This is a genomic window from Roseivivax sediminis (genome assembly GCF_900112685.1).
Lineage (GTDB): Bacteria > Pseudomonadota > Alphaproteobacteria > Rhodobacterales > Rhodobacteraceae > Roseivivax > Roseivivax sediminis.
This window is the reverse complement of record NZ_FOMS01000010.1, coordinates 26,073-38,496: the sequence shown is the minus strand read 5'-3', so window position 1 is coordinate 38,496 and position 12,424 is coordinate 26,073. Positions and strand designations below refer to the sequence as shown.

6 protein-coding genes are annotated in these 12,424 nt (G+C 68.7%); 3 read left to right on the top strand and 3 right to left on the bottom strand.

The features are described from left to right. Positions 1–20: 20 nt before the first annotated feature. The 3 genes from F3H57_RS15465 to F3H57_RS15455 form a co-directional block, all read right to left on the bottom strand. Positions 21–5,336: a translocation/assembly module TamB domain-containing protein gene (locus tag F3H57_RS15465; protein WP_149756833.1), complete on the bottom strand. Its 5,316-nt coding sequence runs from the start codon at positions 5,334–5,336 to the stop codon at positions 21–23. Then, on the bottom strand, positions 5,333–7,144 hold the full coding sequence (locus F3H57_RS15460; protein WP_149756832.1) for an autotransporter assembly complex protein TamA: 1,812 nt from the start codon (positions 7,142–7,144) through the stop codon (positions 5,333–5,335). The genes F3H57_RS15465 and F3H57_RS15460 overlap by 4 nt, the downstream gene beginning before the upstream one ends. A 119-nt stretch (positions 7,145–7,263) precedes the next feature. After that, a complete protein-coding gene (locus F3H57_RS15455; protein WP_149756831.1) occupies positions 7,264–8,778 on the bottom strand; it encodes a malonate--CoA ligase in 1,515 nt (504 codons plus the stop codon). A gap of 196 nt (positions 8,779–8,974) precedes the next feature. On the opposite strand from F3H57_RS15455, the gene F3H57_RS15450 reads away from it, so the two are divergent. The 3 genes from F3H57_RS15450 (at position 8,975) to F3H57_RS15440 (ending at position 12,424) form a co-directional block, all read left to right on the top strand. After that, positions 8,975–9,646, top strand: coding sequence for a TetR/AcrR family transcriptional regulator (locus tag F3H57_RS15450; protein WP_149756830.1), 672 nt, complete (start codon positions 8,975–8,977; stop codon positions 9,644–9,646). A 159-nt stretch (positions 9,647–9,805) separates the two neighbouring features. Then, on the top strand, positions 9,806–10,264 hold the full coding sequence (locus tag F3H57_RS15445; protein WP_149756829.1) for a (2Fe-2S)-binding protein: 459 nt from the start codon (positions 9,806–9,808) through the stop codon (positions 10,262–10,264). Positions 10,265–10,267: 3 nt separating this feature from the next. Further along, positions 10,268–12,424, top strand: a complete 2,157-nt coding sequence (locus F3H57_RS15440) for a xanthine dehydrogenase family protein molybdopterin-binding subunit (RefSeq protein WP_149756828.1) — start codon at positions 10,268–10,270, stop codon at positions 12,422–12,424.

The window sequence follows — 12,424 nt, the reverse complement described above, 5'->3', positions numbered from 1 at the left end:
GGCGCCCTTTTCGTTGCCGCTCAGTAATCCCGTTCGTAGTAGACTCCGACGCCGGTGTTGCCGTCTGTTCCGGCCGTTCCCCGGGCCGTGATGCTTTTCGAGATGGTGAGATTGAGGTTGATCTCGGTCTCGCCCTCGCTGTTCACGGTCACGTCGGTATAGGTGCGGTCGTTGATGTATCGGCCGAGACGCAGTTCGGTCTGCCCGTCCGCTCCGGTCTGGATGTCGATATCGTCGAGACCGGTGGATTGGCGCAGACGGTCGACGACGCTGGTGCCGCTGCGCCCGGCGAGCGTATTGATCGCGGTGGCGATGCGCAGCGCCTGTAGGCCGGAGATTTCCGACAGATCGCGCCCGAAGAGCAGCAGCGCCAGCACCTCTTCCTGCGGCCGGTCGGGTGAGGAGGAGAATGTGACCTCCGGATCCGACACCGGCCCCTCGATCAGGATAGTGATGGTGTTGTCGTCGCGCTCGGTGTCGGCGCGGACGGTGATGAACGGGTTGAGATCGCCCTGCAGGACAACCGAGGCCTCGGACAGCGTCAGGCGCTGGCCGAGAATGTCGAGGCGACCGCGGATCAGCTCGAACTGGCCGGCGGGTTCCGGTGACTGGATGGTGCCGCCGACATAGAGTTCTCCGCCCAGTTCGGCATCGAGTCCGCGGCCGCGGATGAAGATCTGCGACGGCGCCGCGATGGTCACGTCGAGGCCGTAGTTCACGCCGCCACCACCACCGCCGGCGCCTTCTTCGACGTCGCCGGCGTCATCGGCACCGCCCAGCAGGCCCGCCCGAGCCTGGGTCTGGCGGACGGCGGGCGGGGTGCCAACGTGTTCGATGCCGAAGCTGAGCCGGCTGGCGCTGGCCCCGCCGGCAGGCACGCGCACCTCGGTACGGCCGACGTCGATGCGCCCCGACAGCGTCGCGGTGGAGGCCAGCGGGCCGGCGAGGCTCAGCGTGCCGTTGAGCTCGGTCTCGTAGAGGCCGGGATCGGTGACGACGAGGTTGTTGAGCGCGATGGCGAGATCGCCGTTGAACGGCGACGAGAGCGTCACCGGCCCGGAGACGGTGACTGTGCCGCCAGTGGAGAGCCCGCCGGTCAGGTCGATATTGGCCTGCCCGCCCGAAAGGCCGATCTGTGCCGAGATTCCTTCGAGCGCGATCCCCTGTCCGGCGACGACGAACGCCGCGTTGGACGTGGACACCGTACCCGACACCGATTCCAGCGCCAGGGGCCCGTTGACGTTGAGCGACAAGCTGGCGGTGCCTTCGAGGATGTTCGGCTCAAGGAACGGGTTGGCGAGGCCCAGCGGCACGGTGCCGTTGGCCGACAGGTTCGCGCTGCCGAAATCCCGCGCGATCGTGCCCGCGACGGTGGCGTCGGCGCCGCCCGGCCCGGTGAGCGCGGTGTCGATGTTGTAGCCTGCAGGCGTGATCGTCGCGGTGCCGTTCGCGGTGGCCGGGCCGTTCAGGTCGGTCACGAAGACCCCGACGTCGCGCAGGCGGACGTCGTAATCCAGATTGCCGCTGGACTCGCCGTAGGTGCCCTGAACCTGGGCGTCGATTTCGGCGGCGTCCACATTCAGCCGGTCGATACGGATGATGCCGTCGGTGCCGCGCGCTGCAGTGGCGCCGAACGTCGTCGTGCCGCCGATCAGCTGGTCGACCGCCGCGATGCCGGTGGAGAGGTTGTTCGCGCTGCCGTCCACGTCCGCCTCGAATGCGCCGGTCTCCATCGTGTAGGCGCCCGAACCTTCGATGGAGACCGAGCCGCCAAGCGACTGGTTCGCCAGCGCGCCGTAGGGCGACAGCGAGGCGACGGAGACGGTGCCGTTGCCCTCGACGCGCTCCAGCGCGTTGTCCACGACTCGCGCGGTGGCGTCGATATCCGCCTGCGCGCCGCCGGGGCCGGAGGCGTCGGCGGTCACGTCCCACGTTTCGGGGCCGGTCCGCTCGGCCCGCGCGTCGACACGGGCGGGGCCGGAGAGGCCGGGGACCACGTCCGCGACGTCGGTCATCTCGGCGAGGATGTCGAAGGCGCTGTCTTCCGCGCGGTAGCCCCCCGCGGCCGTGACGCTGGCGCGCGGCGCGACGATCTGCAGGTTGCGCACGGTGATGCCGTCTTCCTCGCGCGCGGCGTCGATGTCGTAGGTCACCGTGCCGGCAAGAAGCGTGTCGGCCTGGTCGATGCCGGTCACCACGTCGACGGACCGGCCGGTGACGTCGGCAGAGAAGAACTGGCTGTCCATCTCGTAGCGGCCAGACCCTTCGAATTGCGCCGACCCGCCGAGGTCGCGGCCCGCAAGATCCGAGAAGGGAGCGAGGGTGTCGACGCCGAGCGTGCCGGCGGCCTCCACCGCCGTCAGGTCGAGCCCGTCGAGTGTCGCGGTGCCGTCAAGGTCGGCAGAGGCGCCCCCTGGGCCGGAGCCCGTGATGTCGAAATTCAGCGCATCTCCGTCCTGTTCGGCCGTTCCGCGCAGGCTGGCGGAGCCGTCCATGCCTTCGGCGATGGCGGCGAGGTCCGACAGCGTGGCGTCGAAATTCGCGCGGCTGCCGCTTTCGGCGTATACGCCTTCGCCGGTCACCGACAGGCGCGGGGACTGCAAGTCGAGGCTGTTCACGGTGATTCCGTCCTCGTTGCGCAGCGCGTCGATGTCGAGCGTCATGGTGCCTTCGAGGATGGCGTCCACCGGCTCGATCCCGGTGACGATGTCGGTGGTCTCGCCCGAGACGTCCGCGGTGAAGAACTGCGTCTCCAGCGCGTAGGAGCCGGAGCCCGAAAGCGTCAGCGCGCCGCCGATCTCGCGGTCCGCGAGGCCGGAATAGACGGAGATATCCTCGGCCGCGATGTCGCCGGTGGCGGCCACTTCGCGCAGGCGGTCGGCGACCACTTCCGCGGTGCCCGCGATGTCCAGATCGACACCCCCCGGCGCGTCGCCTGTGATGTCGTAGCTCCAGGTGTCGCCGTCCTGCGAGGCGGTGCCCGACAGGGTGGCCGCGCCCGAGAGCGACGGCACGACCGCCTGAAGCTCGCGCAGGGCGACGTCGAAGCGCGCGCTGCTGCCGTCGTCCTGGTAGCTGCCTTCGGCGGTGATGTCGGCGCGCGGCGCGTCGAGGACGAGCTCGCGCAGGGTTATGCCGGTCTCGTCGCGGCCGGCGTCGAGCGTGAACTCCGTCGCGCCGTCGAGAAGGGCGTCGACCTCCGGAATGCCCACGGCGAGATCGTTGGCCGAGCCGGTCACATCCGCCGCGCCGCCCTGCGTTTCGAGGTTGTAGCGGCCGGTGCCGGTGATCTGCACCGCGCCGGCGATCGGGCGGCCGGCGATGCTCGCGTAAGTGTCCAGCGTGTCGACCCGGACCTCGCCGTCGCCGGCAACCGCCTGCAGCACGTTCTCGACCAGCGTGGCGGTCACGGCGGCGTCGATGCGCGCGCCGCCTGGCCCGTTGCCGGTGACGTCGAGCGTGTAGTCCTCGGCCTCCTGCACCACGGTGCCCGACAGGCGCACGGGGCCCGACAGCTCGGGTCGCACGTCCGAGATGTCGGCGATGTCGAGGTCGAAGCGCGCGTCGGTGTCGCTGCTCGCGACGCGCCCCTCGGCCGTCAGGGTCAGCGCGTCGGAGCGCACGTCGAGGCCGCGCAGGATGATGCCCGCCTCGTTGCGCGCGGCGTCGAGCGACAGGTCGATCCGGCCGGCGATGAGGCCGTCGGCCTCGGGGATGCCGGTCTCGATGCCGGTGGCGGCGCCATTGACGGCCATGTCGAAGGCGCCGGTGACCGGTTCGAACGTGCCGGAGGTCTGCACGTCGACAGAGCCGGCGAGGTCGCGCCCCGCGAGGCCGGAGAAACGCGAGATATCCTCGGCCACGACCGCGAGGTCGGGGGCGATGACGATGTTGAGGTCGTTGGCAAGGCCGCTGACCTCCACGTCGCCGGTCGCGGAGACACCCGCACCGGAGAGATCGATGCCGGTCAGTTGCAGCGGCTGGCCTTCGGTCCAGTCGAAATTGACGAGGCCGGACAGGGTGGTGCCGACCGCGGTTTCGAGGTCCGGATTGCTGAAGGCGAGCCCGTCGCCGGACATGTCGAGCGTGCCGGAGGCGCCGCCCTCGGCCGCGCCGTCGCCGCGGACCAGCGTGCCGCCGCCATCGAGCGTGAAGCTCTCGGCGGTCAGGTCCGGCCGGCGCAGCCCCTCGACGGCGATGTCGGCGCGCCACTCGTTGCCGGTCTCCGAATCGTAGGCGACATCGATCACCGTGCGGTCGAGCCGCGTGTCCTGTCCGGGGATCGGTAGCGCCACCGGCCCACCATCGGCTCCGGCCACCTCGCCCTGAAGCGAGAATCGCACCGGCCACTGGTTTTCGGACAATTGCAGGTTGCCGCTGAGATTGATGGCGTCCGACGCCACCTCGAGCGTGTCGATTTCCAGAGCGCCGGAGGGGAAGCGCCGGCCCGCCACATCGAGCGACAGGTTGGGGCCGAAGAATTCGCGGTTCTCGGGCGTCAGGAGCGGGCGGATGTCGCCGTCGATGGCGACGTTGAAGCCGCGCGCGCCGGTCTCGCTCTCGCGGATCCGGATCTGGCCCGAGAGCCGGTCCTCGCCATCGGTGGCGAAGGCCAGATCGGCGGTGAAATCGGTCAGCGGGCCTTCACCTTCGACACTGAGGTTGAGCGGCGGCTCGCCCGGGATGCCGGCGAGCGAGGCGACGATGCCGCCTTCGCCCTCATCGACCTCTAGGTTGACCGACAGAACGCCGGTCTCGTTGGCGTAGGAGCCGGCGAGCGTGACCTCGCCCTGCCGGTCGTCGATGCGGTTCACGTCGAGCGTGACCTCGCCCTCGCCGCCCTGCAGGCTCGCGGAGCCTTCGAGCGACAGTTCGACCGGCTGGCCGATGACCGGCTCGCCCAGTTCGACGCGCTCCGCCGAGATTTCGCCGATCTGGATCGACACCGGAAGCTCGGGCAGGGAGAACGGCTGCGTCTCGGCGTCCGGCACCTCGACGGTGCCGTCTGCGGGCTGGCCGGGCAGGCGGCTCAGCACGATTTCATCGGCCGTCAGGGCGTTGACCGACACGCGCCCGCGCAGGAGCGCGGTGCGATTCCAGTCGAGCACGGCGCCCCGCAGTTCCAGCCAGACGCCGTTCTCGTCGGCGATGGTCAGGCTTTCGAGCTGGGCCTCCGACGACAGCGCGCCGCGGAAGCCCTCGATGTCGATCTGCATGCCTTCGGCCGAAAGGTTGTCCTCGATCAGCCGTTCCAGTCGCCCGCGTTCGTCATCCTGGGAGGAGGCCGGCACCGCGAGGAAAGCGCCGAGCAGCAGGAAGGGAAGTGCGCGTCTCAAAATGCCTGTCCGATGCCGATGTAGAATTGCGCGCCGCCGCCGGTATCGCCGCCCACCGGGCCAGCCACGTCGAAGCGGATCGGGCCGATCCCGGTCTGGTAGCGCAGGCCGAGCCCGGCGCCCGCGTGGTAGTCGCTGTCGCCGTCGACGAAGCTGTCGGCGTCGATGAAGCCGGCGTCGTAGAACGCCACGGCGCCGAGGTTCTCCGTGATGTCACGGCGGTATTCGAGCGAGGCGCCGAGGAAGCCGCGGCCGCCGATCTCGTCCCCGTCGCCAAGGTCGACGTTGAGCGACTGGTAGGGCTGGCCGCGCACGGTGCCGCCGCCGCCCGAGTAGAACAGGTAGTCCGGCGTCGTCTCCGTCAGCTCCGAACCGACGATGGAGCCGACCTGAAGTCGTCCGGCCAGCACGTTCGGGTCGCCGTCGCCGAAGCCGAGGTAATAGCGCGCATCGGCGTAGAGCCGAGCGCCCGACTGCGTGTCGTTGAGTCCGACATAGGGCGTCGCGGTCGCGTTGACGTAGTAACCCTGGCGCGGGTTCAGCTCGTTCGAGCGCTTGTCGAGCGTGAGCCCGGCCGGGAAGGTAAGCAGGAAGAATTCGCGTTCGCCGAGGTCGTCCTTCACGTCGGAGTAGCGCAGGCCGAGACCCAGATCGACTTCGAGGTCGTCGGTCAGCTCCCTCGTGGCGCCGAAGCCGAATTCCAGCCGTGCCGATTCGTAGGTCGGCTCGTCCTCGAATGCGGCGAGCCCGCGGATGTAGCCGTCCGTCCTGGGCCCGTAGATCGCCGGGATGTCGAGCCGGCCGGACAGCCGGTAGTCCATGCCGCTTTCCGAAGAGCCGATGTTCGAAACCGACCCCTCGACCCGGAACCGCTCCGCCCCGCCGAAGAGGTTGCGGTGCAGCCAGAAGGCGTTGAGCGCGCCGCCCTCCAGCGTCGAGATCTCGGCGCCGAAGCCGATGCGGCGGGGCGGCTGGTCCGACACTTCGAGTGTCATGTCCAGGGTGTCGCCGGGGCCGAGCGCCTCCGCTTCCGTCAGTGTGACGGAAGAGAACGCGCCGGTGTCGCGCAGCCGTTCGAGCACGCCGTCGATCTCGTCGGGGTGGAATTCCTCGCCGCGCGGGAAGCCGGCGATCCGACGGATGGCGCTTTCGCGGACGGCGGAGGCGGTGGCGACCGCCATGTCGCCGAAGATCACGTTGGGGCCGGGCGCGATGCCGATCTCGGCCGAGAGCCGCGCCGCGTTGTGATCGGCGATCACCCGCTCGCGATTGATGCGTGCCTTTGCGTTGCCGTCCTCGCGCCAGGCCTCGATGGCGGCGTCGACGGTGTCCGAGATCACCTCGCTCTCGGCGATCTCGCCTTCGGCGAACCCATCGGGCAGCTCCGTCTTCGACGACGGCAGCGGCGCGATGTCGGCGCGGGAAAAGCGGAATTGCGGCCCGGTCTCCACATCGACGCGGATCACGCCGATCTGGTCGGGCAGGTCGAGAAGCGGGATCGCACTCGCCTCACGCCCGTCGATGGTGATGTTGATGACGCCGGAATAGTAGCCGCGGGCGTAGAGGGCTTCGAGAAGCTGGCGGTAATCGGCCAGAGCGGTGGCGACGAGATCCTGCGGGTCGGTGCGCCCGTCATTCTCCGCCTGGCTGATCAGCGACACACCGCGCAGGAGGTCGCGCATTTCTTCACGCTGTTCCTCGGACGGGGCGCGCACGGTGTAGGACACATCGTCGAGAGCCACGGCGCCCCCGGTGCCGATCAGGAAAGTCAGTCCGGCAGCGCCGAGATTCCGTCGCGTCGCAGTCACGTGTTCTGCCCTCGTTGATCGTGGAGCTTCTGTTTACGGCTCACCGCGATAGTAGCTTTCGGCTCTTGTTCCGACCAGCCTTGTGGACAGGGGTGCGTGTCTTTCGGGCCACGGTGTGCCTAGGCTGCCGACGAGCGCCCAAACCGTTCCTTCAGAACGGTTTTCTGCACCTTTCCCATGGCATTGCGCGGCAATTCTTCGATCACTTCATAGTGGGTAGGGTGCTTGTACCGGGCCAGGCGTTCAGCCATCGCCGCCTGCACGGCGGCAAGGTCGGGCGCGTCCGGTGCGTCGGGAATCAGCACCGCCAGGGGCGTCTCGCCGAAATCCTCGTGCGGCACGCCAATCACCGCGCTCTCGGCGATCCCCGGCAGCGTGTCGAGCAGCGCCTCGATCTCCTTCGGGTAGACGTTGTAGCCGCCCGAGATGATCAAGTCGGTCTTGCGACCCGAGATCGTCAAGTAGCCGTCCGCGTCGACATGCCCGAGGTCGCCGGTGATGAAGAAGCCGTCGGCGCGCATTTCCTCGGCGGTCTTCTTGGGCATGTTCCAGTAGCCGGCAAAGACGTTCGGGCCGCGCACCTCGATCATGCCGGTCTCGCCTCGCGGCCGTTCGGCGCCGGTGTCCGGATCGGTGACCCGCAGTTCCACGTCCGGTAGCGGCAGGCCGACCGTGCCGGCGCGCCGCTCCCCCTCGTAGGGGTTCGAGGTGTTCATGCCGGTTTCGGTCATGCCGTAGCGTTCGAGGATGCGGTGGCCGGTGCGGTCCTCGAACCGGCGATGCACCGTTTCGGTCATGGGCGCGGAGCCGGAGATGAACACGCGCATGTGGCTCGCCGCGTCCCGGGTGAAGCCCGGCTCCGCAAGCAGGCGGGTGTAGAACGTCGGCACGCCCATCATCGCCGTCGCCTGCGGCATCCGTTCCAGCACCTGGCCGGTGTCGAACTTTGGCAGGAAGATCATCGAGCCGCCGGCCATCAGCGTGACGTTGCACGCCACGAAGAGACCGTGCGCATGGAAGACCGGCAGCGCGTGCAAGAGCACGTCGTCTTCGGCGAAGCGCCAGAGATCGGTCAGGGTGCGGGCGTTGGACAGAAGGTTGTCCTGCGTGAGCATCGCGCCCTTCGCCCGTCCCGTCGTGCCCGAGGTGTAGAGAAGGGCGGCCAGGTCGCTGCCGGATCGGTCCACCGTCTCGAACCGTTCCGGCAGACTGAAAGTTCGCGCCGCCAGGCTGCCCAGCCCGTCCGCGCCCATGGTCTCGATCCGTGTGCCCTCATGCTCGGCAACCGGAGCCAGCGCTTCGCGTCGGGCGGGGTCGCAGATCAGAATCTTCGCGCCTGAATCCTGCACGAAATAGGCGATCTCGGCCGGGGTGTAGGCGGTGTTGAGCGGCAGGAAAACGATGCCCGCGCGCAGGCAGGCGGCGTAGATCATCAGCGCCTCGGGCGTCTTGGCGACCTGCAGCGCCAGCCGGTCGCCCGGTTCGATCCCGGCATCGGCGAAGAGCCGGGCGAACTGCGCCGTCCGGGCGAGGAACTCGGCGTAGCTCAGCGTGCCGCCGCCGGCGAGGCGCATCAGTGGCGCCGGTCGGTCGGAATGGCGCGCAAAGAGCATGTCGTAAAGCGGGTTGGCCATGTCTCTCGCGATAAAACGGGGGATTTGGAGAGTTTTGAGCACAGCGTGCGCCGATCGGGCAAGACCCGAGGTGACGTCGATTGCTGACTGGCGCGCGCAAGAGGCGGGAACATGCCGGTTGCGGGGCCGTTTGCTTGACAGCAATGTCACCACCGTTAGGGGACATACCGATACACGCCGTGGCAGATGAGCGTCCATGACCGAACCCGCGCCGGCAGAATTGAAGTGGATGCGCTGCGTGCAGCAGACGCGCAGCCGCCGCACCCAGGGTGCGCTTCTGGACGCGGGCGAACGTCTGTTCGCCGAACGCGGGCGCGACGAAACCTCCGTCACGGAGATCGCCGCCGCCGCGGACGTGTCGGTCGGGGCGCTCTACCACCACTTCCGCGACAAGTCCGCGCTCTACATCGCGGTGATCGAGCGTATCGGCGAGGAAATGGCCTGCACCAACGCCGCGGCGCTCGACCCCTGCCGGTGGGAGGGCCGCGGCATCTCGGAGATCCTGCGCGGCTACATCACCTTCGTGCTGCGTGACGTCGCGCCGACACCGATGGTGCGGCTCCTCGATTCGCCAGACCTGGCCACCGTGCCGGAGCTGCGCGACCGCATCCTCGCGCTCAAGGCAGAGTTCAACCGCGGGCTCGCGGCACTCCTGCGTGCGCGGATTGACGAGATCGACCACCCCGATCCCGATCGCGCCATCGCCTATGTGGTGGATTACATGGCGGCGATGAGCAAATGGCGCGGTCCCAACGTCATCTGGCCGCGCCAAAGCGACGGGCTCACGGACGATCAATTCATAGAGGAAGCGTTGCGCGCCGCGTTCTGCTATCTTGGTCTCAAGGAGACTGCGGCGGCGACGGGGTGACTTTGTCCGCTAACCTGCATTGACGTCACCGCATCTGCGTCTAGAATTCGAACCAGTATTCGGTTTTAGGTTCCGATCGGCCGGTGCATTGCCGCGCGGCCGCATCCCGCCAGCTTGTCCGGACGACGCTCCGGCCGCCAGATCCACAGGGAGACGTGCATGACCACATTGACCGTGAACGGAGAAGAGGTCGCGCTCGACCTTCCGGACGACACCCCGTTGCTCTGGGCGCTTCGCGACGAGATGCGCCTGACCGGTACCAAGTTCGGCTGCGGCATCGCCCAGTGCGGCGCCTGCACCGTCATGGTCGACGGCATGCCACGGCGGTCCTGCGTGACGCCGGTCGGCACGCTCGAAGGGGCCAGCGTGGAGACCATCGAGGGGCTCGATGGCGCGGAGGCCGAAGCGGTGCAATCGGCCTGGGTGCAGATCGACGTGCCGCAATGCGGCTGGTGCCAGTCGGGCCAGGTGATGAGCGCGGTGGGCCTTCTGCGCATGAACCGCGCGCCGTCGGACGAGGACATCGACAACGCCATGGCTGGGAACATCTGCCGCTGCGCCACCTATGTGCGCATCCGGCAGGCGATCCATGACGCCGCCGACACCCTGGAGGGCTGAGCCATGACTGTTCAATCACGCCGACAGTTCCTCGCCTCTGCCGCCGGCCTCGTCATCGGGGTTGCGCTGCCGCTGAAAGGCCGCGCGCAATCGGGCGCCGCCGCCGCGCTCGGCGACGGCACTCTGGCCGAAGGCGCCTTCGCGCCCAATGCCTTCATCCGCATCGCGCCGGACAACACCGTTACCGTGCTGTCCAAGCATATCGAGTTCGGGCAGGGGCCCTATACCGGCCTCGCCACCCTCGTGGCCGAGGAACTCGACGCCGACTGGTCGCAGATCCGCGCCGAGGCCGCGCCGGCGGATGACGAGCTTTATGCGAACCTCGCCTTCGGTCTGCAGGGCACCGGCGGCTCGACCGCCATGGCCAATTCCTGGATGCAGATGCGCCAGGCCGGCGCCGCCGCCCGCGCGATGCTGGTGTCGGCCGCGGCAGAGGAATGGGGCGTCGACCGCGCCACGATCCAGGTCGAGAAGGGCGTGGTCAGCGACGGCACCAGCTCCGCCACGTTCGGAGAACTGGCCGAAGCCGCCGCCGGCCAGAGCGTGCCGGTGGAGCCGGCGGTCAAGAACCCGTCGGAATTCACCCTGATCGGCACCGACCGGCCCAAGGTCGACAGCCGGGCGAAGTCCGACGGCACTGCCCAGTTCACCATGGACGTCTACCGCGACGGGATGGAGACGGTCGTCGTCCGCCGCCCGAGCGTGATCGGCGCGACCGTGGCGTCTTTCGACGACAGCGCCGCGCGCGAGGTGCCCGGCGTCGTCGCCGTGCACCGGATCCCGCAGGGCGTCGCCGTCTATGCCACCTCCACCGCCGCCGCGCTCAAGGGCCGCGCGGCGCTGGAGGTCGAATGGGACATGTCGGAGGCCGAGACCCGGTCGTCGCAGGAAATCTTCGCCGATTTCCGCGAAATGGCGAACGGTGAGGCGATGGAAGCGGAACGGATCGGCGACGCCGCCTCCGCCATCGACAGCGCCGAGATTGTGCACGAGGCGGAGTTCCTGTTCCCCTTCCTCGCCCACGCGCCGATGGAGCCGCTCGACGCGGTCCTGGAGGTCCGGGGCGGCAAGGCCGAGATCTGGATGGGCGCGCAGTTCCCCACCGCCGACAAGGGCGCGGTGACGCAGGTCCTGGGCCTCGAGCCCGAGAACGTGACGATGAACGTCATGCTTGCCGGTGGCAGCTTCGGCCGGCGCGCGCAGCCCACGGCGCATATCGGGGTGGAGGTCGCTTCCATCGCCAAGGCACGCGGCGGCGACGGCGCGTGGAAACTTGTCTGGACCCGCGAGGACGACCTCACCGGGGCCTACTACCGCCCGATCACTCTGCACCGGATGCGCGGCGGGATCGACGCGGACGGCAACATCACCGGCTGGGAGAACCGGGTGGTGAACCAGTCCATCGTCGCCGGCACGCCCTTCGATCAGGGCGGGCTCGACCGCACATCGGTCGAGGGCGCGATCGAAATGCCCTATGATCTTCCCAACCTCGCCGTGGACTGGGTCAAGGCCGACCTGCCTGTGGCGCCGCTCTGGTGGCGCTCGGTGGGCCATACCCACACCGCTTACGCTACCGAGGTCTTCCTCGACGAGCTTCTGGAGAAGGCGGGCAAGGACCCGGTTCAGGGCCGTCTCGACCTTCTGAAGGACGAGGCGGGCCGCGACCGCGCCGTGCTCGAACGGGTGGCCGAGATGGCCGGCTGGGACGGCACGAAGGTCAAGGGCGACCGCGCCTACGGCGTGGCGCTGCACGAGAGCTTCCAGACGTATGTGGCCGAGATCGTGGAGGTCTCGGACGCTGGAGGCTATCCCAAGGTGCACAAGGTCTGGGCCGCGGTCGATTGCGGCGTTGCGATCAATCCCAACGTCATCCGCGCGCAGATCGAGGGCGGTATCGGCTACGGGCTCGGCACGATCCTGCACAACGCGCTGGTCCTCGGCGAGGGCGGCGAGGTGCAGCAGAAGAACTTCGACACCTACCGCATGCTGCGGATCCACGAGATGCCGCAGGTCGAGGTCGCCATCATCGACTCCGGCGCCGATCCCACCGGCGTCGGGGAGCCGGGCACGCCGCCCATTGGCCCGGCGGTGGCCAACGCCTGGCGCGCGCTCACAGGACAAAGCCCGCGCGAACTTCCCTTTGCCCAAGCAGGTGTCTGA